At 63.2% G+C, this 20,619-nt stretch carries 20 protein-coding genes and 1 pseudogene; 9 read left to right on the top strand and 12 right to left on the bottom strand.

The window, feature by feature from the left end; translation table 11 throughout:
* Window positions 1-51: 51 nt before the first annotated feature.
* The gene (locus V6590_RS13855) at window positions 52-1,302 is read right to left on the bottom strand and encodes a Zn-dependent hydrolase (protein ID WP_335424076.1); all 1,251 of its coding nucleotides are present in this window, start codon (window positions 1,300-1,302) and stop codon (window positions 52-54) included.
* A gap of 143 nt (window positions 1,303-1,445) precedes the next feature.
* Between V6590_RS13855 and V6590_RS13860 the strand changes: the two genes are divergently transcribed.
* The gene (locus V6590_RS13860) at window positions 1,446-2,078 is read left to right on the top strand and encodes a TetR/AcrR family transcriptional regulator (RefSeq protein WP_335424078.1); all 633 of its coding nucleotides are present in this window, start codon (window positions 1,446-1,448) and stop codon (window positions 2,076-2,078) included.
* Between the two features lie 23 nt (window positions 2,079-2,101).
* On the opposite strand, the gene V6590_RS13865 is transcribed toward V6590_RS13860, so the two are convergent.
* Window positions 2,102-2,842 carry a hypothetical protein gene (locus V6590_RS13865; RefSeq protein WP_335424080.1) on the bottom strand — a complete coding sequence of 247 codons (741 nt, stop codon included), beginning with the start codon at window positions 2,840-2,842 and terminating at the stop codon, window positions 2,102-2,104.
* 119 nt (window positions 2,843-2,961) lie between these two features.
* Window positions 2,962-4,290, bottom strand: a complete 1,329-nt coding sequence (aptA, locus tag V6590_RS13870; RefSeq protein WP_335424081.1) for an omega-aminotransferase AptA — start codon at window positions 4,288-4,290, stop codon at window positions 2,962-2,964.
* A 227-nt stretch (window positions 4,291-4,517) separates the two neighbouring features.
* Between aptA and V6590_RS13875 the strand changes: the two genes are divergently transcribed.
* Window positions 4,518-5,132: a TetR family transcriptional regulator C-terminal domain-containing protein gene (locus V6590_RS13875; protein ID WP_335424083.1), complete on the top strand. Its 615-nt coding sequence runs from the start codon at window positions 4,518-4,520 to the stop codon at window positions 5,130-5,132.
* A 116-nt stretch (window positions 5,133-5,248) separates the two neighbouring features.
* A complete protein-coding gene (locus tag V6590_RS13880) occupies window positions 5,249-5,821 on the top strand; it encodes a hypothetical protein (protein WP_335424085.1) in 573 nt (190 codons plus the stop codon).
* Window positions 5,822-5,968: 147 nt separating this feature from the next.
* On the opposite strand, the gene preA is transcribed toward V6590_RS13880, so the two are convergent.
* Complete coding sequence (preA, locus tag V6590_RS13885; RefSeq protein ID WP_335424087.1) at window positions 5,969-7,270, bottom strand: NAD-dependent dihydropyrimidine dehydrogenase subunit PreA; 1,302 nt, start codon at window positions 7,268-7,270, stop codon at window positions 5,969-5,971.
* A 24-nt stretch (window positions 7,271-7,294) separates the two neighbouring features.
* Window positions 7,295-8,623 (bottom strand): NAD(P)-dependent oxidoreductase, encoded by a 1,329-nt coding sequence (locus V6590_RS13890; protein WP_335424090.1) that lies wholly within the window; start codon window positions 8,621-8,623, stop codon window positions 7,295-7,297.
* 298 nt (window positions 8,624-8,921) lie between these two features.
* Between V6590_RS13890 and accB the strand changes: the two genes are divergently transcribed.
* The 3 genes from accB to aat all read left to right on the top strand — a co-directional run bounded on the left by accB (window position 8,922) and on the right by aat (window position 11,446).
* Window positions 8,922-9,413, top strand: coding sequence for an acetyl-CoA carboxylase biotin carboxyl carrier protein (gene accB / locus V6590_RS13895; RefSeq protein WP_335424091.1), 492 nt, complete (start codon window positions 8,922-8,924; stop codon window positions 9,411-9,413).
* A 19-nt stretch (window positions 9,414-9,432) separates the two neighbouring features.
* Window positions 9,433-10,779, top strand: coding sequence for an acetyl-CoA carboxylase biotin carboxylase subunit (gene accC / locus V6590_RS13900; RefSeq protein ID WP_335424093.1), 1,347 nt, complete (start codon window positions 9,433-9,435; stop codon window positions 10,777-10,779).
* 85 nt (window positions 10,780-10,864) lie between these two features.
* Window positions 10,865-11,446 carry a leucyl/phenylalanyl-tRNA--protein transferase gene (aat, locus tag V6590_RS13905; protein ID WP_434063263.1) on the top strand — a complete coding sequence of 194 codons (582 nt, stop codon included), beginning with the start codon at window positions 10,865-10,867 and terminating at the stop codon, window positions 11,444-11,446.
* Here the strand turns inward: aat and V6590_RS13910 are convergent, their stop codons facing one another.
* Genes V6590_RS13910 through V6590_RS13920 form a run of 3 tightly spaced genes read right to left on the bottom strand, consistent with a single transcriptional unit; the run spans window position 11,447 to window position 12,723 of the window.
* Window positions 11,447-11,875, bottom strand: coding sequence for a DUF2155 domain-containing protein (locus V6590_RS13910; protein WP_335424096.1), 429 nt, complete (start codon window positions 11,873-11,875; stop codon window positions 11,447-11,449).
* Window positions 11,872-12,330, bottom strand: coding sequence for an outer membrane lipid asymmetry maintenance protein MlaD (gene mlaD, locus V6590_RS13915; protein WP_335424098.1), 459 nt, complete (start codon window positions 12,328-12,330; stop codon window positions 11,872-11,874). The genes V6590_RS13910 and mlaD overlap by 4 nt, the downstream gene beginning before the upstream one ends.
* An 18-nt stretch (window positions 12,331-12,348) precedes the next feature.
* Window positions 12,349-12,723 carry an NADH:ubiquinone oxidoreductase subunit NDUFA12 gene (locus V6590_RS13920; protein WP_335424099.1) on the bottom strand — a complete coding sequence of 125 codons (375 nt, stop codon included), beginning with the start codon at window positions 12,721-12,723 and terminating at the stop codon, window positions 12,349-12,351.
* 175 nt (window positions 12,724-12,898) lie between these two features.
* On the opposite strand from V6590_RS13920, the gene V6590_RS13925 reads away from it, so the two are divergent.
* Window positions 12,899-15,091, top strand: coding sequence for a M10 family metallopeptidase C-terminal domain-containing protein (locus V6590_RS13925; protein WP_335424101.1), 2,193 nt, complete (start codon window positions 12,899-12,901; stop codon window positions 15,089-15,091).
* A gap of 56 nt (window positions 15,092-15,147) precedes the next feature.
* Here V6590_RS13925 and clpX read toward each other — a convergent pair whose 3' ends face one another.
* Window positions 15,148-16,413 carry an ATP-dependent Clp protease ATP-binding subunit ClpX gene (gene clpX, locus V6590_RS13930; RefSeq protein ID WP_335424103.1) on the bottom strand — a complete coding sequence of 422 codons (1,266 nt, stop codon included), beginning with the start codon at window positions 16,411-16,413 and terminating at the stop codon, window positions 15,148-15,150.
* A gap of 115 nt (window positions 16,414-16,528) precedes the next feature.
* Window positions 16,529-17,161, bottom strand: a complete 633-nt coding sequence (locus V6590_RS13935) for an ATP-dependent Clp protease proteolytic subunit (protein WP_335424104.1) — start codon at window positions 17,159-17,161, stop codon at window positions 16,529-16,531.
* Window positions 17,162-17,355: 194 nt separating this feature from the next.
* On the opposite strand from V6590_RS13935, the gene V6590_RS20890 reads away from it, so the two are divergent.
* Entirely contained in the window at window positions 17,356-17,841 is a 486-nt protein-coding gene (locus tag V6590_RS20890; RefSeq protein ID WP_350339896.1) for a CAP domain-containing protein, read from the top strand.
* A 56-nt stretch (window positions 17,842-17,897) separates the two neighbouring features.
* On the opposite strand, the gene V6590_RS13940 is transcribed toward V6590_RS20890, so the two are convergent.
* Window positions 17,898-19,199: an ATP-binding protein gene (locus V6590_RS13940; protein WP_335424105.1), complete on the bottom strand. Its 1,302-nt coding sequence runs from the start codon at window positions 19,197-19,199 to the stop codon at window positions 17,898-17,900.
* 47 nt (window positions 19,200-19,246) lie between these two features.
* Here V6590_RS13940 and V6590_RS13945 point away from each other — a divergent pair, with 47 nt between their 5' ends.
* The gene (locus V6590_RS13945) at window positions 19,247-20,146 is read left to right on the top strand and encodes an MBL fold metallo-hydrolase (protein WP_335424107.1); all 900 of its coding nucleotides are present in this window, start codon (window positions 19,247-19,249) and stop codon (window positions 20,144-20,146) included.
* Window positions 20,147-20,263: 117 nt separating this feature from the next.
* Here V6590_RS13945 and V6590_RS13950 read toward each other — a convergent pair.
* Window positions 20,264-20,518: pseudogene (locus V6590_RS13950) on the bottom strand (IS30 family transposase); the annotation flags it as partial.
* Window positions 20,519-20,619 lie beyond the last annotated feature (101 nt).

Consider the following 20,619-nt stretch of genomic DNA (forward strand, 5'->3'; position numbering starts at 1 on the left):
CATCTGTTCAAAAATATCCCGGGGTCCGGGGCAGAGCCCCGGGGCCTGCCATCACGCGACCACTTCCGCCACTTCCAGCGCGGCGTGCAACAGCACATCCGCCCCCGCCGCCGCCCATTCCGGGCTGATCTCTTCGGCCTCGTTATGGCTCAGCCCGCCCACACAGGGGCACATCACCATCACCGTGGGCGCAACCCGGTTGATCCAGCAGGCGTCATGGCCAGCGCCCGAGATGATGTCCATATGGGAATGCCCAAGCTTTTCTGCCGCTTGCCGCACGATCTTCACCAGATCAGGGTCAAAGGTCACCGGGTCGAAATGCCCCACGGCCTCGATGCTGCAGCCTAGGCCCAGTTCCGCTGCGATCGCATGTGCCGCGCGCTCCACCTCGGCGCGCATGGCATCGAGCTTGGCCTGATCGGGGCTGCGAATATCGACCGTGAACACCACCTTGCCGGGGATCACGTTGCGCGAATTGGGGAAGACATTGACCTGCCCCACCGCCCCCACCGCGCCGGGCTGATGGCTCATGGCAATCTGATGCACGCGCTCGGTGATCCGCGCCATGCCAAGGCCCGCATTCACCCGCATGTTCATTGGCGTACTGCCGGTATGGGCGTCCTTGCCGATCAGGGTGATTTCCAGCCACCACAGGCCCTGGCCATGGGTGACAACGCCGATGGTCTTGCCCTCGGCCTCCAGAATTGGCCCCTGCTCGATATGCAGCTCCAGCATGGCATGCATCTTGCGCGCGCCGACGGGTTCATCCCCCACCCAGCCGATGCGGGCCAGCTCCTCGCCAAACACCTTGCCGTCAAGATCCTTGCGGGATTTCGCATAGTCCTCGGTATGGATGCCCGCAAAGACGCCCGAGGCCAGCATGGCCGGCGCAAAGCGCGCGCCTTCCTCGTTCGTCCAGTTGGTGACCACGATGGGGCGGCGCGTCTTCACCCCCAGATCATTCATGGTGCGCACCACTTCCAGCGCGCCCAAAACCCCCAGCACGCCATCATAGCGCCCGCCGGTGGGCTGGGTATCCAGATGGCTGCCCATATAGACCGGCAGCGCCTCTGGGTCCGTTCCGGGCCGGGTGGCGAACATGTTGCCCATGGTATCGACGCCCATGGTCATGCCCGCCGCTTCGCACCAGCGTTGGAACAGGTGGCGGCCTTCGCTGTCAGCATCGGTCAGTGTCTGGCGGTTGCAACCGCCCGCCACGCCGGGGCCGATCTGCGCCATCTGATCGAGACTGTCCCACAGCCGCGCAGAATTGATACGAAGGTTCTCTCCGGGTGCTGGCATCAGCTTGCTCTCCCTGTGCCGGAGGGGCATCTGGCGGCCCCCTTGCGGCGAATCTCTTCCTGACCGTATGGTCAAGATGAAGGCTAACCAACCTGACTATCCGGTCAACAAAATTCTTGCCGCAGAGGAAAGGTCCGCCCCGCATGTCCACGGCCCCCCGCCCGTCGCGCCGCAATGAAATCCGCGCCCAGAATGAGACGCTCATTTTGCAGGCAGCGGAAAAAGTCTTTGCCGAGGCTGGGTTTGGCGGGGCCACCATGCAGCTGATCGCCGATGTGGCGGGGCTGCCCAAGGCGAACCTGCATTATTATTTCGCAACCAAGGAAGACCTGTATCGGCGGGTGGTGCAGAATATTTTCGAAATCTGGCTGCATGCCGCGGATGTCATGGATGATGCCCCCGGCCCCGCCGAGGGGATCGGCGCCTATATCGAAGCCAAGATGGAAATCTCGCGCCGCCACCCGGACGGATCAAAGGTCTGGGCCTCCGAGGTGATGCATGGGGCGCCGGTGATCCAGGATTATCTGGAAACCACGCTGCGCGACTGGACCACCGGGCGCGCGGGCCTGATCCAGCGCTGGATCGACGAAGGCAAGATGGCCCAGGTCGATCCCGAACATCTGCTTTACATGCTCTGGGCCACGACCCAGCATTATGCCGATTTCGGCCATCAGATTGAAACGCTGAACGGCGGCAAGCCCTTGACTGACACGCAATGGAAAGCAGCCAAGGCCAGCGTGAAGCAGATCATCCTGCGCGGGATCGGGGCGATCTGATCCCGCGCGGGCACGGTTTGGCCTTATGGCAAAGGCGTCACGGTGATGACCGGCTCACCTACCGGCAGGTCTGCACCGGGGGCGACCTCGCCGGGCAGCAACCGGGGTTGTGGCGCGCTTTCCAGGGCGGCCGCCTCTGCGCCGGTATCGGAACAGACATAGACCGCGCCGCCCACGGCCACCGCCGTGACCACCGCCGCGCCCAGCACCACCGTGCCGCCCGATCCGGCCAGGGCCGTGGCCCCCAGCCCGACCAGTTTTTCCCCGATCACCGCAGCTGGCCCCTTGACCGAAACCACCCCTGCCGCATGCAGTACGGTTTCGCTGCCGGCCTGCACGGCCAGATCGGCGGCGGTCCGGCCCCAGACAGCCGCCGCATCGCGGGATTTGTTCACCTTCTGACAAAAGCTGCGGCGGGCGGTGCGGCAGGTCAACCAGCCATCGCGCGGCCCCAGATCGGCCCCCAGATAGGTGCGCGCCTTGCCATCCCATTGCAGGCAGAATGGCCCACGTTCGGCATCGGTCAGATCAGGCGTCAGGGCGCGCAGCGTGACGAGCCCCGGACAGGTGATCGCGCCCGCATGACCATAGAGCTTTTCGCGCAGCGACAGGCTGTCCTTCAGCCCCGGCACCTCGGGATCATAGGCAAAGCGCAGCGCCTCACCCCGGATCGAGGTGTCGCAGATCGTCAGATCGGCGGCTTGGGCGGGAAGGCTGGCGGCAATGGCACCAAGGGCCAGCGCATAGGCAAGAGGGCGGAACATGCAACATCCGGGCAGTGGGACCGGCCCGAAAATGAGGCCTGGCCTTGCCATCTGCAAGCCCGGCCTGTTCACGGTGATGTGGGGCGGCAAAGATTTGCCGCCCCCGCTGGCATCCTGCCTTAGGGCAGGGTTTTCAGCACATCGCCCAGCGTGCCGATCAGCGTGTCGATCTCGGATTTCGAGATGATCAGCGGCGGCGACATGGCGATGATGTCACCCGTGGTGCGGATCAGGATGCCCTTGTCATAGGCGCGCAGGAAAGCTTCGAACGCGCGTTTGGTGGGCTGGCCGTCCATCGGTTGCAGCTCCACTGCGCCGATCAGACCCATATTGCGGATGTCGATGACATGCGGCAGCCCCTTCAGGCTGTGGATCGCATCGGCCCAATAGCCCTCCAACTCCGCCGCGCGTTCGAACAGGCCTTCTTCCTTGTAGGTGTCCAGCGTGGCGATGCCGGCGGCGGCGGCAATCGGGTTGCCGCTGTAGGTATAGCCGTGGAACAGCTCGATCATGTGATCGGGGCCGGACATGAAGGCATCATGCACCTCGGCGGTGGTCAGCACCGCGCCCATTGGGATGACGCCATTGGTCAGGCCCTTGGCGGTGGTCATCATATCGGGCAGCACGTCGAAATGCTGGGCCGCGAAGGCCGAACCCAGACGGCCAAAGCCGGTGATGACCTCGTCGAAAATCAACAGGATGCCGTGCTTCTTGGTGATGGCGCGCAGCTTTTCCAGATAACCCTTCGGCGGCATCAGAACGCCGGTCGAACCTGCCATGGGTTCCACGATCACGGCCGCGATGGTTTCCGCCCCGTGCAGGGCCACGATGCGCTCCAGATCATCGGCAAGGTTGGCCCCATGTTCCGGCTGGCCCTTGGTAAAGGCGTTCAGATGCGGCAGATGGGTATGCGGCAGGTGATCCACCCCGCCCAGCAGCGTGCCGAACATCTTGCGGTTGTTGACGATCCCGCCGACCGAGATGCCGCCAAAGTTCACCCCGTGATAGCCACGCTCGCGCCCGATCAGCCGGGTCCGGGCACCCTCGCCCCGCGCACGGTGATAGCCGATGGCCATTTTCAGTGCCGTTTCAACGCTTTCCGAGCCGGAGTTCGTGTAGAACACATGCTCGATCCCCTTGGGGGCAATGTCGATCAGCCGGTTGGCGAGTTCAAAGGCGATCGGGTGGCCCATCTGGAAGGCGGGGGCATAATCCAGCTCTGCCGCCTGTTTCTGGATCGCTTCGGTGATCTTGGGGCGGCAATGGCCCGCGTTGCAGCACCACAGCCCTGCCGTGCCATCCAGCACCTGACGGCCATCGCTGGTGGTGTAATGCATGTCCTTGGATGCCACGAACATCCGCGGCGCCTTCTTGAACTGCCGGTTCGCCGTGAAGGGCATCCAGAAGGCATTAAGGTCATTCGGCGTCTGCTTGCGGTCAAGCGCCATGTCGTTCTCCCTGTCTGCCCCTGCGATCCGGGGCGAAAATTGACCATTTGGTCAAGTCAAATCTGCGACAGGCCGCGACGCCCGTCAAGCGCGCAGCCAGAGCCGCTGCGTCGGAATTGCGTTTTGATATTGACGTGAAAGCCCGCATCGCTCAATGCGGGTTCGCCCCGGTTCCTGTTCTGAAACCGACAGATTTGATCAAAAGAACGAAAGATAGCCCCGTCGCGATGTCCCGCAAGCCGCCGACCCGCATCCAGCAGCGCAATTCCGAGGCCATATTGGAGGCCGCGCTGGATGTGTTTTCGCAGCAGGGCTTTCGCGGCGCCACGCTGGATCAGATCGCCGAAGGGGCCGGGCTGTCGAAACCGAACCTGCTTTATTACTTTCCGTCGAAAGAGGCGATCCATCTCGCGCTGATTTCGCGGCTCTTGAAGGTCTGGCTCGATCCGCTGCGTGACCTAGATCCGCAGGGCGACCCGGTGGCCGAGGTCAAGACCTATGCCCGGCGCAAGCTGGATCTGAGCCGCGACTTTCCGCGCGAAAGCCGGTTGTTCGCCAATGAAATCCTGCAAGGCGCGCCCCGAATGATCGGTGCCATCGAGGGCGAATTGCGCGATCTGGTGGCCGAAAAGGCCGCCGTGCTGCAGGGCTGGATGAACGAGGGAAGGCTGGCGCCGGTGCATCCGGTTCATCTGATCTTTTCGATCTGGGCACTGACGCAGCATTACGCCGATTTCGATGTCCAGGTGCGCGCCGTGCTGGGGCCAGACCATGATCCCTTTGCCGAAGCCGGTGAATTCATTGAAATTGCGCTGAGCCGACTGCTGGAACCCCGCGGCTGATTGCGGCAAGACCGTGGCCTTTGGGTCGAATGCCTTGGGCATTCCTGCGGACACGCGCGCCGCAAGCATGGTAATGTCCAGACGGGGGCGTATTACTTTGCCGAAAGGACACCACGATGGGACTTCTGTCCACCATCGGCGCACCGCTCGTGCGGGCGGTTACGCCTGCTGAACCCCCGCCCCCGGTCAGACCGGATGCCGCGACTGCGGTTGTGCCTGCCGATACGGTCACGCGCACCGAACAGGTCAGTGCCGTGCAACCGCCCGCCAGCAGCGAAGCCATCGTGAAACAGGCCGCTGCCGACCGTCTTGTTCAGGAACGTAAGGGGGACGACCTGCCTCCGGGGATCGAGATCGACAATATTCCCCTCACCGGCGATGACCTGTTCCTTCTGGATGATACGCTGATCGAGGTTGTCGAAGAGGCCCCGCCACCGCCGGAACCGGAAGCCGCTGCAGCCCCCCGCGATGCCGAGGTTGACAAGGCCCGCCCCGAACCCGCGCCAGAGGCGAAACCCGAAGCAACCGAGGCCAAGCCCCGCAACGCCGAACACGCTGCCGAAAGCGCCCGGTCAGAGGCCGAACCTGCGGAAGACCCGCTCGCCAAGGACGATGTTCCGGTCGAACGATCGGAAAGCCAGATGCAGACGCAATGGGATGAAAGCCTGCGGATCCTGCGCAACGTCTGAACCTGCGCAGGTCCGCGCGACACGGGGCACCCTACCAGACCAAGCAGGGGCGGCAAAACCGCCCCCTGTTGCGTTGGGCGCACCCCGTCATACGAGGTGCGCCCCGTCATGCAGGGCATAAAGGGGGCGCAGAGGCCCCCTTTCCCATCATTCTGCCGCACGCACCGAAGGGTTGTTCGGGTGCTGCGTCCAGTTGGCATAATCGGTGACTTCACGCCCGGTGCGCGGGTCCACGGCACCTTTGGGCATTTCCACCATGGTGATGCAGTTTTCCACCGGGCATACATTGACGCAAAGGTTGCAGGCGACGCATTCCTCATCCTTCACGGTGAAGGTGCGATCCTCGCTCATGGCGATGGCCTGATGGCTGGTATCTTCGCAGGCGATATAGCAGCGCCCGCATTTTATGCAGTCATCCTGGTTGATATGCGCCTTGGTGACGTAGTTGAGGTTCAGATACTGCCAGTCGGTGACATTGGGCACCGCGCGGCCCACCAGTTCCGACGTGTCGGTAAAGCCTTTGCGATCCATGTAATCGCTGAGGCCCGAGATCATCTCTTGCACCACCTTGAAGCCATAGGTCATGGCGGCGGTGCAAACCTGCACATTGCCTGCACCAAGCGCCATGAATTCGGCCGCGTCGCGCCAGGTGGTCACGCCGCCAATGCCCGAGATCGGCAGGCCATGGGTGGCAGGGGAGCGGGCGATTTCGGCCACCATGTTCAGCGCGATCGGCTTCACCGCCGGGCCGCAATAGCCGCCATGGGTGCCCTTGCCATCAATGGTGGGCTCGGGGGCGAAATCATCCAGATCGACCGAGGTGATGGAGTTGATCGTGTTGATCAGGCTGACCGCATCCGCGCCGCCGCGCTTGGCGGCCTCGGCCGGTTTCCTCACATCGGTGATATTGGGCGTCAGTTTCACGATGCAGGGCATCCGGCTATATTGCTTCACCCACCGGGTGACCATTTCAATATATTCCGGCACTTGCCCCACGGCGCTGCCCATGCCGCGCTCGGCCATGCCATGCGGGCAGCCAAAGTTCAGCTCCACGCCATCGGCCTCGGTATCCTCGATCCGGTGCAGGATGTCGCGCCATGAGTCTTCGTCGCAGGGCACCATCAGGCTGATGATCAGGGCGCGGTCACGCCATTTGCGCTTGACCTCCTTGATCTCTTGCAGGTTCACCTCCAGCGGGCGGTCGGTGATCAGCTCGATGTTGTTCAGCCCCAGAAGACGGCGGTCGGCGCCCCAGATCGCGCCATAGCGCGGGCCCGAGACGTTGACGACCGGCGGCCCCTCCGAGCCAAGGGTCTTCCAGACCACGCCGCCCCAGCCTGCCTCATAGGCGCGTTCCACATTCACCTTCTTGTCGGTGGGGGGCGCGCTGGCCAGCCAGAACGGGTTGGGCGATTTGATGCCGATGAAATTGGTGGTGAGATTGGCCATTTTGCTGGTCTCCTGTCGCAGGCCTCAGCCCGCTGCCCCCGTCAGATAGGCGTGGATGTCTTCGGCGGCGTCGCGGCCCTCGGCCACGGCGGTCACTGTCAGATCTTCGCCGCCAAGCGCGCAATCGCCGCCACACCACAGCTTGTCACCCGCGCGCTTGGGCAATTTGCCTGCCGCCACCGTAATGCCTTCGGGTACGCCCGAAAGCGTTTGGCCAATGGCCTTGAACACCTGATCGGCCTTGAGGGTGAAGCCCTCGCCCAGCAGTTTCAAGCCCTCGGGCGTGTCTTCGGTATAGGCGAATTCCACCGCTTCGGCTTTGCCTTGGCCCGTCACCTTCACGGGCGCCGCGCCATAGATGATACGCACACCAGTTTGCGTCGCGTGTTCTTGCTCATAGCCCGAGGCGCTCATCTTCTCGCGGCCCCGGCGATAAACGATGGTGACATTCTCGGCGCCCAGCAGTTTCGATTGCACCGCCGCGTCCACCGCCGTCATGCCGCCGCCGATCACCACCACATCGCGCCCCACGGCCACGGTGCTGCGATCCTGCGCCTGGCGCAGGTCGGCGATGAAATCGACCGCGTTCTGCACGCCCGACAGGTCTTCTCCAGCCGCGCGCAGGGCATTGACCCCCGCCAGACCGATACCAAGGAAGACCGCGTCATAGTCGTTGAGCAGATCGGCCAATGCCACATCCTTGCCCAGCGTTACGCCATTGCGGAGGGTGATTCCGCCGATCTTCAAAAGCCAATCCACCTCACGCGCCGCGAAGTCATTCGCGGCCTTGTAAGTGGCGATGCCATATTCGTTCAGGCCACCGGCCTTGGGGCGGCGCTCGAACACCGTCACCTCATGGCCCTTCATCGCCAGACGATGCGCGCAAGCCAGACCCGCAGGCCCGGCCCCTACCACCGCCACGCGCTTGCCGGTGCTGGCCGCGCGGGTGAAGGGGTGGATGCCCTTTTCCATCAGCGTGTCAGTGGCAAAGCGCTGCAGGCGGCCGATTTCCACCGGCTTGCCCTCGGCCACTTCGCGCACGCAGACCTCTTCACAAAGCGTCTCGGTCGGGCAGACGCGGGCACACATGCCGCCCATGATGTTCTGGCTGAGGATGGTTCTGGCTGCGGCCTCGGGCGTGCCGGTCGCGATCTGCCGGATGAACAGCGGAATGTCGATCGAGGTGGGGCAGGCGGTCATGCAAGGCGCATCGTGGCAGAAGTAGCAACGATCCGCCGCCACCCGCGCCTCGTGGCGATCCAGTGGTGGTTCGTGATCGGTGAAATTGTCGTGATAGGCTGCGGCGGGCAGACGGCCGGGCACGATGCCGGGCGTGAGCTGGCTGTTGGACAAGGTCGGAACCTCCCGTTGTTTTCTTTGATTGACCTCACTCTGCCACAGGAATTTTTTTTATCAATCGGTAAAATTACGCGACAGGCGGTTTTCCTGGGTCGCGCCAATGCGGCGGGCAAAACCCTGTCAAGCTGCCAGTTTTGCAGGCGTGTTTTGCCCCGGTTCGCCCTGGGATGCCTGCCGCTGCGAAAGGTGAAGGCTTTTCACCCCTGCCCGGGTCGCGTATAACACCGCCGAGCCATGGCGGCCCCTGCTTGCGCTAACTGCGGAACCGCCAGAAAAAACCAACGAGGATGGCATGAGCAAACACTCTTCCGACGCCGACGTGGCCTTCATTCAGGCGCTGGCCGAGCTGCTGAACAAGAATGACCTGACCGAGCTGTCGGTGAAGCGCGAATATGGCGAGGATGACGCGCTGGAAGTGCGCGTGGTGAAACAGGCCAATATCGTGACCACGACCATGGCTGCGCCCATGGCGATGGCCGCCCCCATGGCGGCCCCGGCCGCTGCCGCGCCTGCCGCAGCCCCCGCTGCCGTGGAAGACCCGGCGCAGCATCCGGGTGCAGTCACTTCGCCCATGGTGGGCACGGCCTATCTGGCGGCGGAACCCGGGGCCACGCCCTTCGTGACGGTGGGTGCGACCGTGGCCGAAGGTCAGACCGTGCTGATCATCGAGGCGATGAAGACCATGAACCACATCCCGGCCCCGCGCGCAGGCACGGTGAAGCGGATTCTCGTGTCGGATGGCACCCCCGTCGAATTCGGCGCGCCTTTGCTGATCATCGAGTGAGGCCCGGCCCTTGACCCAGATGTTCGAAAAAATCCTGATCGCCAACCGGGGCGAAATCGCCCTGCGGGTGATCCGCGCCTGCCGCGAGATGGGGATCAAATCGGTGGCGGTGCATTCCACTGCCGATGCCGATGCGATGCATGTGCGCATGGCCGATGAATCGGTCTGCATCGGCCCTGCCCCCTCGGGGCAAAGCTATCTGAACAAGGCCGCGATCATTTCGGCCTGTGAAATCACCGGCGCGCAGGCCGTGCATCCGGGCTATGGCTTCCTGTCGGAGAATGCCAGCTTTGCGCAGGCCTTGCAGGATCACGGCATCACCTTCATCGGGCCGACGGCGGAACATATCCGCATCATGGGCGACAAGATCACCGCGAAGGATACCGCCAAAGACCTGGGCATCCCTGTGGTGCCGGGCTCGGACGGCGGCGTGCCGGATTTCGAAACCGCGCTGAAAGTGGCCGCGGAAATCGAATATCCCGTCATCATCAAGGCTACGGCGGGTGGCGGTGGCCGGGGCATGAAGGTCGCCAAATCGCCCGAAGAGTTGGAGATCGCTTTCCGCACCGCGCGCAGCGAGGCCAAGGCCGCCTTCGGCAATGACGAAGTCTATATCGAGAAATACCTGCAAAAGCCGCGCCATATCGAAATTCAGGTTTTCGGCGATGGCAAGGGCAATGCGGTTCATCTGGGCGAGCGCGATTGCAGCCTGCAGCGCCGCCACCAGAAAGTGTTCGAAGAGGCCCCCGGCCCCTGCATCACCCCCGCCATGCGGGCCGAGATTGGTGCCGTTTGCGCCAATGCTATGAAGAAGCTGAAATACATCGGCGCGGGCACCATCGAGTTCCTCTATGAGGACGGGAAGTTCTATTTCATCGAGATGAACACCCGCCTGCAGGTGGAGCATCCGGTGACCGAGGGTATCTTCGGGGTCGATCTGGTGCGCGAACAGATCCGTGTGGCCGCAGGCCTCCCGATGTCCTTCACGCAGGACGATCTGGAGATCAACGGCCATTGCATCGAAGTGCGGATCAATGCCGAAAAACTGCCGAACTTCTCGCCCTGCCCCGGCAAGGTGCGGGTGTTCCATGCGCCCGGCGGTCTGGGCGTGCGGATGGATTCGGCGCTTTATGGCGGCTATTCGATCCCGCCCTATTATGACAGCCTGATTGGCAAGCTGATCGTGCATGGCCGTGACCGGCCCGAAGCCCTGGCACGCCTGAAACGCGCGCTGTCAGAACTGATCATCGATGGCGTCGAAACCTCGGTGCCGTTGTTCCACATGCTGCTGGCCGAGCCGGATATCCAGAACGGGGATTACAACATCCACTGGCTGGAAAAATGGCTGGCGGCGCAATTCGCCTGAACCGGGGCTGCGGGGGCCCTGCCCCCGCGCCCTGACCTTGGCCAATTTCAGGCCAGCTTGACCCCGAACAGAGGCGCGTGAGCGATTGGGGACGACCGTTACACCCGAATTGCTGTTGCATGGCTATGCGATGGGAATTTTCCCCATGGCGGAAAGCGCCGATTCCACCGAATTGCATTGGGTTGATCCGCGCAGGCGCGGCATCCTGCCGCTGGATGGGTTTCACATCTCGCGTTCGCTGGCCAAGGAGATGCGCCGGGGCGGTTTTGACATCCTTGCCAACCATGATTTCGCAGGCGTCGTGGCGGGCTGTGCCGACCGCCCGGAAACATGGATCAATGCCGATATCGCGGCGCTGTATCTGGAATTGCACCGTCGCGGCCATGCCCATTCGCTGGAATTATGGGAGGACGGTGCGCTGAAGGGCGGGGTTTATGGCGTCTCCATCGGCCGGGCGTTTTTTGCCGAAAGCATGTTTTCGCGCCGCCGATCGGCATCAAAGATCGTGCTGGCCCATCTGGTGGAACGGCTGCGCAAGGGCGGGTTCGTGCTGTGCGACACGCAATTCCTGACACCGCATCTGGCATCTTTGGGCGGCAAAGAGATCAGCCGCGCCGAATATCGCCGCCGTCTGGCCGAGGCGCTGGAAGGCGCGGCGCAGTTCTGATCAGCCTTCCTGCGGCGCGACGATTTCTTTGTCTTCGGAGGGATCAGGCGCGATTTCCAGTTCCGGCAGGCCCGGCACCACGCAGCGCAGCACCCAGACATCATAACGAGGATGTTCAAGCGCGCTCAGCGCCGGGCTGGAGGCCATCATCCAGCCGGAAAATACCGGCTGCGCCCGTCCGTCTTCCATGATGGTCAGATGGCCGAAAGCATCGGAGGACGGGTTGTCGGTCGGATACCGGCAATCATCCAGTTGAATTACCAGCCGCCCCGAAACTGCCGCCTGACCGCGGCTGAGTTCGATATCCGCCGTTTCGCCGGTGGTCTTGTCCAGCCAGCGCAGCAGGCCCGAAGGGGCCGAGGTCACATTCTGCGCGGCGGCGGAAGACGCCAGCAGCGCCGCAATCAGGGCAGCGACACCCCGGATCATTGCAGGGCGTCCTCGGCCGATTTGCCGACGAATTTCATCAACAGGCCGATCAGGCTGACCGATCCCTGCGTATCCTCGATCTCGGCCCCTGCTGTCAGAACATCTTCCATACCGCCCGGGCGCAATTCGACGAAACTGCCCCCCAACAGCCCTTCGGAAGAAACCAGCGCCGCCGAATCGGAGGGAAGCTGCACAGCCGACTGCAGGCTGAGCGTGGCATCGGCGTAAAAGGTGGTCGGGTTCAGCGACAGGGCAGAGACAGTGCCCACCTTCACCCCGGCCAGCCGTACGTCGGTGCCCACGGATATGCCTTCGGCAGACTGGAACGAGGCGCGCAGGTCATAGCTTCCGCCAGCTGCGCCAAAACCGGTGCCCTGTGCCGCCCAGGCAAGAAACCCGATCGCCACAGCCAGCACAACGCCGCCTGCCAGTACTTCGCTGGTGCTTTCTGCCATGATGCCCCCTTGCCCGGCTTATTCCGGCTGCCAGGCCTCGTAATCGCGGCGGGCTTCCGGGGCCCCCTTGCGAATTGACCCGACCGGCGCATAGGCCGCCATGGTGCCGGTCAGGTTTTCCTGATGCGGTTGTTCCCAGGCCTTGTGCTTCAGCGGCGCCTTGGTCGGCGGTTCATCCCAGGTGAAATGCAGCCAGCCATGCCAATCGGGCGATACGCGGCTGGCCTCGGCCTCGCCATTGAAGATGACCCAGCGACGCTTGGCATCGGCCGTCTGATAGAAGATGTTGCCCTGATCATCCTCGCCCACCTTCACGCCCTTGCGCCAGGTGAAAAGCTGGGTGCCGATCGTCTGGCTGTTCCACCAGGTGACAAGGCGCTTGAGGAAATCCATGGGTCAGCCTCCGACGGTGTTTGCCTTCATATGAACCATGGCGCGGCCAAGGTCCAGTGCCGAGGCGGTGATCGGCGGGCTGCTGCGCGACAAAATCGTCAGGGTTGCAGCAACTGGAAACGACAGGTTAACACTTTCCAGCCCATGTTGGGATCACAGACAGACGGAGACCGCGATGCCCGGCCCTTCCCTCGGCACCAACCTGCACGGGTTGGTGGACTGGACAACCGCCTTCCCTTTTCTGGATATGTTTCGGCTGTCGCGCCCCTGGTACACCCAAAGCGACAGCGCCTTTGATACAGGCCATGCCGCCCTGCTGGATCTGGACGAGGCCGGATGGGTGCGTGGGTTTACCCGCGATGGCAGCGCCGCGCCGTTCGATCGGGTCTCCACCATCTTGTTCACCGGGGGCGAGGTGCCGGAAGGGATCTATGTGCTGGATTGGCAGGGCGCGGGCACGGTTGATCTGGGCTTTCTTCCCGCAGATGCCATCCTGTCACGCGATGACCACCGGATCACCTTCCGGCTTGAAGCTGGGCCGATCCAGATTTCGATTTCAGCCACCGATCCGCAGGGCACGGGCGACCACATCCGCGACATCCGGCTTTACAATGCACAAGACCGCGAATTGATCGACTCGGGCGCCCAGTTCGCGCCCGAATTTCTGGACAAGATCGCAGGCTTTCGGGTGCTGCGCTTCATGGACTGGATGAATACGAACAACAGCCCGCCCGGCGAATGGGACGAAACCCGCCCGGAAGATGCGGCGCGCGAAACCAATTTCGGTGCGGACAGCCGGGGCGCTTCGGTGATGACCATGGTCGATCTGGCCAATGAGGCGCGGGCCGATGCCTGGTTCACCCTGCCCCATGATGCGACGGACGACTATATCCGCGCCTTTGCCACCTATGTGCGTGACAACCTGGGCGACGGTCTGGTGGCGCGGTTCGAACTGTCAAACGAAGTGTGGAACTGGCTGTTTCCGCAGGCCCATCATGCGCAGGCCGAGGCCGAACGGCTGTGGGGCAGCGATGTCGAAGGCGGCTGGATGCAATGGTACGGCATGCGCGCGGCGCAGATGGCGCGCATCGTAGCCGAGGTGTTTGGCGACGAAACCGGGACACGGGCGCTGAATGTCTTTGCCACGCAAGGCGGCTGGCAGGGGCTTGAAACCTATGCTCTGGATGCCCCTGAATTGGTGGCCGCCGGGGGGGAAGCCCCACGCACAGCCCCGTTCCACATCTATGCCATTGCGCCCTATTTCGCCGGGTCGATCGGGTCGGAAGAGATGGCCACGCAGGTCGATGCCTGGGCCGCGCAGGGCGAAGCCGGGTTCGAGGCCGCGCTGGACTGGATTCGCAGCGGCGATGGCTTTGACGGTCTGGCCCAGATCGGCGGGATCATCGCCTATCATTCCGGCGTGGCCGAAGACCTGGGCTGGCAGCTGGAGGCCTATGAAGGTGGCCAGCATGTCGTGGATCATACCCAGTTCAGCGGCGGGGCTGAAAACCCCGAACGGACGCAGTTCTTTACCGAACTGGTGCGCCATCCGGGGTTTGAGGCATTGTATGAAGAGTACTTTGCGCTGTGGCGTGAAGAAGGCGGCGGGTTGATGGCGCATTTCTCCGATTTCGGGGTTGGCGGACGCTATGGCAGCTGGGGCATCTGGAACAGCTCGCATGCCGAAGACAGCCCACGCGCCCGCGCCGTGCTGGAATTCCGCGACGGGGTTGAAGCCTGGTGGGCCGATGCACGGGCGATCGACACCTTCCTCAATGGCCGCACCCTTGTGGACCGCGATCAGGCCGACCGTATGACCGGAACCCAGATGGCCGACCGGCTGTCGGCCCTTGGCGGGGACAATCAGGTCTCCGGGCGCGGCGGAGATGACTGGATTGCCGCCCGGCAAGGGGCAGACAGCCTGTCAGGCGGTGCTGGGCATGACCACATTCTGGCCGGTGGTGGGGCGGACACTCTGGCCGGTAACGGTGGCCGCGATGCGCTGTTCGGCGGCGGCGGTGCAGATATGTTGACCGGAGGTCTTGGGGCCGATCTGTTGACCGGTGGCAAAGGGGCCGACCGTTTCGTATTTGCTTCGCTGCGCGAATCGCACGCCCTGCATGCCGATACGATCACAGATTTCCGCAGGGGGATTGACCGGATCGACCTGTCGGCATTCGACATTGCCGATGCAGAATGGCGCGGGATTGACGGCCTTACGGGCGGTGGGCACGCAGAACTGGCCATTCAGCGCAATGTGGATGGCCCATTGCGATTGCTGGTTGATGTCGATGGCAACGGGCGGGCCGATCTTGTGGTGCTGCTGACCGGTCGCCATGGGCTGACGCTGGATGATCTGATCCTGTAACGCAAAGGCCCCGCCCGGAACCCGGACGGGGCCTGATTGCCATGCGCTGCAGCCACTCAGCCAGCGGCGGCAGGCTCTTTCTTCTTGGCTTCGCTATGGACCAAAAGCGGCTTGGCACCATTGTCCACGGCGTCTTCCTTGACGACCACTTCGCTCACATCGCTCATGCCGGGCAATTCGAACATGGTATCCAGCAGGATATCCTCCATGATCGACCGCAGACCGCGCGCGCCGGTCTTGCGCTTGATGGCCCGCCGGGCAATGGCGATCAGCGATTCCGGCGTGAAGGTCAGCGCCACGCCTTCGATATCGAAGAGCCGTTGGTATTGCTTCACCAATGCATTCTTCGGTTCGGTCAGGATGGTGACCAACGCGGCCTCGTCCAGATCATTGAGGGTGGCGATCACTGGCAGACGACCGACAAATTCGGGGATCAGACCGAATTTCAGCAGGTCTTCCGGCTCCAGTTCCTTGAACAGCTCGCCCGCCGTGCGATCTTCGGGGCCCTTCACACTGGCACCAAAGCCAATGCCCGAGCCTTTGTTGCGCTGCGCGATGATCCGTTCCAGCCCGGCAAAGGCACCGCCACAGATGAACAGGATATTCGTCGTGTCCACCTGCAGGAATTCCTGCTGCGGATGCTTGCGCCCGCCTTGTGGCGGCACCGACGCAACCGTGCCTTCCATGATTTTCAACAGCGCCTGCTGAACGCCCTCGCCCGATACATCGCGGGTGATCGAAGGATTGTCCGACTTGCGGGTGATCTTGTCCACTTCGTCGATATAGACGATGCCGCGCTGCGCCCGTTCGACATTGTATTCGCTGGCTTGCAGCAGTTTCAGGATGATGTTTTCGACATCCTCGCCCACATAGCCCGCTTCGGTCAGCGTGGTGGCATCGGCCATGGTGAACGGCACATCCAGAATCCGCGCCAGTGTCTGGGCCAGCAGCGTCTTGCCACAACCGGTGGGGCCGATCAGCAGGATATTCGACTTGGCCAGTTCGATATCATTCTTCGACGAATGGGCGAGGCGCTTGTAATGGTTGTGAACGGCGACAGACAGCACGCGCTTGGCATGTTCCTGCCCGATCACATAATCATCCAGCACCTTGCAGATGTCCCGCGGGGTCGGCACGCCATCCGAGCTTTTCAGCCCGGTTGTCTTGGTTTCCTCGCGGATGATGTCCATGCACAGCTCGACGCATTCGTCGCAGATGAACACGGTAGGCCCTGCAATCAGCTTGCGCACCTCATGCTGGCTCTTGCCGCAGAACGAGCAATAGAGGGTGTTCTTGCTGTCGCTGCCGGAATTCGTCGCCATTGTCACCTCTGCCGTGCGCGCCGCTTCTGGCGCTGTCAGAAAAGCTTAGGGCAAGCCCCGCGCCTTCACAATCCGAAAACGCCCCCGCGCGGGATCACGGGCGGGGGCGCGAAGATCACTTCGTCTCGCCGTCCGATTTGCCCCGGCTTTCCAGGATTTCATCGATATGGCCCCATGCCTTTGCCTCTTCGGCGGACATGAAATTATCGCGTTCCAGCGCTTCGTGCACCTCGTCATAGGTGCGGCCGCAATGCTTGACATAGATTTCGTAAAGACGGCGACGGACCTTCTCGATCTCGCGCGCCTGAATCAGGATGTCGGTGGCCTGCCCCTGCGCCCCGCCCGAGGGCTGGTGGACCATGATACGCGCATTGGGAAGGGCATAGCGCATGCCTGGCGCCCCTGCTGCCGCGATCACCGACCCCATCGAGGCCGCCTGACCGATCACCAGCGTGGAAACCTTGGGCCGGATGTACTGCATGGTGTCATAGATCGCGAGCCCCGAGGTGACGACACCCCCCGGGCTGTTGATATACATGCTGATTTCCTTGTTCGGGTTTTCCGCCTCAAGGAACAGAAGCTGGGCACAGATCAGGCTGGCCATGCCATCATGGAACGGGCCCGACAGGAAGATGATCCGCTCCTTCAGCAGGCGCGAATAGATGTCATAGGCCCGTTCGCCCCGGCTGGTCTGTTCGACCACCATGGGCACAAGGGTGTTCATGTAGATGTCGACCGGGTCTCTCATATCCGCCTGCCTATTGCCTTTGTGGAGCATTATCGCCGAGGTGTTACACAAGTCTTAGTGTCGCGCGCCGGGGGCTGCAAGGGCACAGGCACCGATTGACCGATCCGGCAGGAAGTCGCCCGATGTCACAAGGCTGCGTTGCGGGACCAGACACCATCGGCTACCAGCAGGGCCGCACTGTACTGGATCAGATCATGCAACTTCACCCTTCTCTGCTGTCCGCCCTTTTGCCTGTCGTCCTGACCGGATGTATCGCGATCCCCCTCCCTGCGGGACAGAGCAGCCCCGCGCCTGCAAGCTTTGGGCCGGCACCGACGGCTTCGGTCTGCCCCCCTGGGGCCGATGCGACCGCATATGAGACGCGGGTTCTTTCGCTTATCAATGACTTCCGGGCGCGGAACGGCATGGGGCCGGTTCGTCGGTCGGCCAAGCTTTCAGCCGTGGCGCAAGCCCATGCCTGTGACAATGCCGCACGCAGCAGCTTTTCGCATGAAGGATCAGACGGGTCTGACCTGACGATCCGCCTGGGCCGCGCTGGCTATGCTTTCCGCCGCGCCGCCGAAAATGCCGGCCTTGGCTTTGCCGGCTCGCCCGATCGGATGATGGCGTTCTGCAGGGGTCCCCCAAGCACCGGGCAAACCTGCTGCTGGACGGGATATCGGAAGCCGGGCTTGGCGTGACACAAGGGGACCGTCCGGCCTGGGTTCTTGTGCTGGCCAATCCGCGCTGACCCCAGTCAGCGCGCCAGCGCAAGCTCAGCCCTCAGTCCGCCCAGATCCTCGCTTTCGCCCAGACGCAGCACGCCGCCATGGCTGCGCGCGATGTCTGCCGTGATGGACAGGCCAAGCCCCACCCCACCGCCCTTGTTGGGATCGCGCGCGCCATCCAGCCGGGCAAAGGGTTGCACGGCCTCGTCGCGGCGTTCCATGGGGATGCCGGGGCCGTCATCTTCCACCACGATGCGGACCATCCGATCGCCCGGGATCAATGACAGGCGGGCGCGTGTCCCGAAGCGGCGCGCATTGCCCAGCAGGTTTTCCACTGCCCGCGTCACCGCCTGCGGGCGGACCCGGATCGCAAGCTCTGTATCGAGCCCATGCGTCTCCACGCTATGCCCTGAACGGGCCGCATTCTCGGCCACACGGCGCAACAGGGTCGCCAGATCGACCTTCTCACCTTCTTCTGTCGCATCGCCGCGCGCGAAGGCGAGGAATTCGTTCACCAGCCGTTCCATCTCGGCCACATCTTCCAGAAGCGCGCGGGTGTCGTCATCCTCGGGCAGCATGGCCAGCCCCAGCTTGAGCCGGGTCAGCGGGGTGCGCAGATCATGGCTGACCCCTGACAGCATCAGGGTGCGGGTTTCCAGCGCACGTTCGATCCGAGCCCGCATGTCCAGAAAGGCCGCGCCCGCCGCGCGCACCTCGGTGGCACCGCGCGGACGATAGGGAATATGCTGCCCCTTCCCGAAAGCCTCGGCCGCCTGAGCAAGCCGCTTGATCGGCACGATCTGGTTGCGCAGAAACAGATAGGAAATCACCGTCATCAGCGCAGACGTCACGATCATCAACACCAAAAGCTGATGCGGATTGGTGGCCGAGGTGCGCTTGCGGTCGATCCGTGCGCGCAGCACCCGATCCCCCAGCCGGAAATCGGCCAGCACCCTGCCATCATCCCCAACCAGATCGGCACCCAGAAAGCCCGGCAGTTCCGCGGCGAGCGTATCAGCCACCACGCGGCCCGACAGATCCCAGAATTCCCGGCTGACGCCCGACAGCGCCTGATCCGGCTCGGACAGGGTAAACCCCAGCCCTTGGGCCAGATGCCGGGCCTCGGCCTCATGCCCGGCCTGCCATTCGGCAAAGACCAACCGCAACTCCACCGCAATCCCCCCGGTCATCTGCAAGGTGACCCTTTCGAAATGTCGCTGGATGAAGGCTATGGACACAACCAGCTGAATCGTGACGATGGGCACGATCAGGATAAGCAGGGCACGGCCATAAAAGCCGCGCGGCAACAAGGTTCTGGGGCGCAGGGTCATGCAACGCAGCCTAGCCGCCCCAGCCCGGTGAAGGAAGGGGAGAGCGGATGGATTGCCCATGGCAACCGGGTCAGGCGGTGCAGATCGATGCCGGGCTGCGGCTCGTGCTGGCCCCGAACCCTTCGCCCATGACCTATTGGGGCACCAATACCTTTGTGATCGGCACAGGTCAGGTCGCGGTGCTGGACCCGGGCCCGGCAATCCCGCGGCATCTTGAGGCGATTCTAGCAGCTCTCGCGCCTGGCGAGCGCATCAGCCATATCATCGTCACCCACCCGCATCTGGACCATAGCCCCCTCGCCCGCCCCCTTGCAGAAGCCACCGGTGCGCCGGTGCTGGCTTATGGCGCCGCAGGTTCGGGAATTTCGGCGCGGATGGCCGGGCTGGAGGGGATCGGCGGCGCCGAAGGCGTGGATGCCAGCTTTGCCCCTGATGCGTGCCTTGCCGACGGCGACCGGTTGTCAGGGCCCGACTGGCACCTGGAGGTGCTGCACAGCCCCGGCCACATGGGCAGCCATATCTGCCTTGCCGAAGGCACGCGTCTATTCAGCGGCGATCACTTGATGGGGTGGGCCCCCTCGCTCGTGTCACCGCCCGAAGGGGATATGACCGACTATCTGGCTGCGCTGGAGCGACTGGGTCGCAGACCCTGGAGCCGCGCCTTCCCTGCCCACGGCCTGCCCATAGAAGATCCGGCCCCCCGCATCGCCGAGTTGCTGGCCCATCGCCGCATGCGCGAAGCCCAGATTCTGGCGGTTTTGAACGATGGGCCGATGGGCATCGACGATCTGCTGATGAAAGTCTACGCGGAAACCCCGGCCCCGCTCCTGCCGGCAGCCCGTCGGAACCTGCTGGCGCATCTGATAGATCTTGTTCACGCAAACAGGGTTGCTCACAGTGCGCCAGAGTTGACACATGGTAAATTCCACAACGTGGCAAGCCGCTAGGTGCGCGCGTCCTCTGGCTGGATCTTCGCGATTTTGTTCAGCATGATTCCCTGACGCCTTGGTCATTGCGCTCCTGAAATTGCTCCTCTGTGTTCCGTACATGCATCTGCCGGGTCGCGTCAGCCCACGGTGCTTCGGCATAGGAGCCGATGGCGCAAGATGTGTAGGAGGCATTCCGCCAGAACTCCGAAACCATCGGGTTCCGACCGGAGGGGAAACTCCCGCTGCTACAGCGGCCTCTTCGCTGGACAGCCCCGCCGCAATCTCCTGCCAGAACCGGCACAGGTGCTCACGCTGCCAGACTGGCGGTCGACCTGGCGAGGATAATTTGCGTCGCGTCGAGCGCTCCGACTTCCGTCTTCCTGTCGTCATCAACACCTCCAAAATCAGGGTGTTGCGACGACCTGCTGAATCCGCCCAATACCTGTCCATCAAGTACACTGAACGCCTTGCTGAGGCCAGGATCGAACCCG

The sequence above is a fragment of the Gemmobacter denitrificans genome, assembly GCF_036964905.1.
Taxonomy (GTDB): Bacteria; Pseudomonadota; Alphaproteobacteria; order Rhodobacterales; family Rhodobacteraceae; genus Gemmobacter; species Gemmobacter denitrificans.

Excerpts from the sequence above, each read along its gene's own strand:
- V6590_RS13855 (WP_335424076.1), bottom strand. The coding sequence starts at position 1,302 with ATGCCAGCACCCGGAGAGAACCTTCGTATCAATTCTGCGCGGCTGTGG.
- V6590_RS13860 (WP_335424078.1), top strand. The coding sequence starts at position 1,446 with ATGTCCACGGCCCCCCGCCCGTCGCGCCGCAATGAAATCCGCGCCCAG.
- V6590_RS13865 (WP_335424080.1), bottom strand. The coding sequence starts at position 2,842 with ATGTTCCGCCCTCTTGCCTATGCGCTGGCCCTTGGTGCCATTGCCGCC.
- aptA (WP_335424081.1), bottom strand. The coding sequence starts at position 4,290 with ATGGCGCTTGACCGCAAGCAGACGCCGAATGACCTTAATGCCTTCTGG.
- V6590_RS13875 (WP_335424083.1), top strand. The coding sequence starts at position 4,518 with ATGTCCCGCAAGCCGCCGACCCGCATCCAGCAGCGCAATTCCGAGGCC.
- V6590_RS13880 (WP_335424085.1), top strand. The coding sequence starts at position 5,249 with ATGGGACTTCTGTCCACCATCGGCGCACCGCTCGTGCGGGCGGTTACG.
- preA (WP_335424087.1), bottom strand. The coding sequence starts at position 7,270 with ATGGCCAATCTCACCACCAATTTCATCGGCATCAAATCGCCCAACCCG.
- accB (WP_335424091.1), top strand. The coding sequence starts at position 8,922 with ATGAGCAAACACTCTTCCGACGCCGACGTGGCCTTCATTCAGGCGCTG.
- accC (WP_335424093.1), top strand. The coding sequence starts at position 9,433 with ATGTTCGAAAAAATCCTGATCGCCAACCGGGGCGAAATCGCCCTGCGG.
- V6590_RS13910 (WP_335424096.1), bottom strand. The coding sequence starts at position 11,875 with ATGATCCGGGGTGTCGCTGCCCTGATTGCGGCGCTGCTGGCGTCTTCC.
- mlaD (WP_335424098.1), bottom strand. The coding sequence starts at position 12,330 with ATGGCAGAAAGCACCAGCGAAGTACTGGCAGGCGGCGTTGTGCTGGCT.
- V6590_RS13920 (WP_335424099.1), bottom strand. The coding sequence starts at position 12,723 with ATGGATTTCCTCAAGCGCCTTGTCACCTGGTGGAACAGCCAGACGATC.
- V6590_RS13925 (WP_335424101.1), top strand. The coding sequence starts at position 12,899 with ATGCCCGGCCCTTCCCTCGGCACCAACCTGCACGGGTTGGTGGACTGG.
- clpX (WP_335424103.1), bottom strand. The coding sequence starts at position 16,413 with ATGGCGACGAATTCCGGCAGCGACAGCAAGAACACCCTCTATTGCTCG.
- V6590_RS13935 (WP_335424104.1), bottom strand. The coding sequence starts at position 17,161 with ATGAGAGACCCGGTCGACATCTACATGAACACCCTTGTGCCCATGGTG.
- V6590_RS20890 (WP_350339896.1), top strand. The coding sequence starts at position 17,356 with ATGCAACTTCACCCTTCTCTGCTGTCCGCCCTTTTGCCTGTCGTCCTG.
- V6590_RS13940 (WP_335424105.1), bottom strand. The coding sequence starts at position 19,199 with ATGACCCTGCGCCCCAGAACCTTGTTGCCGCGCGGCTTTTATGGCCGT.
- V6590_RS13945 (WP_335424107.1), top strand. The coding sequence starts at position 19,247 with ATGGATTGCCCATGGCAACCGGGTCAGGCGGTGCAGATCGATGCCGGG.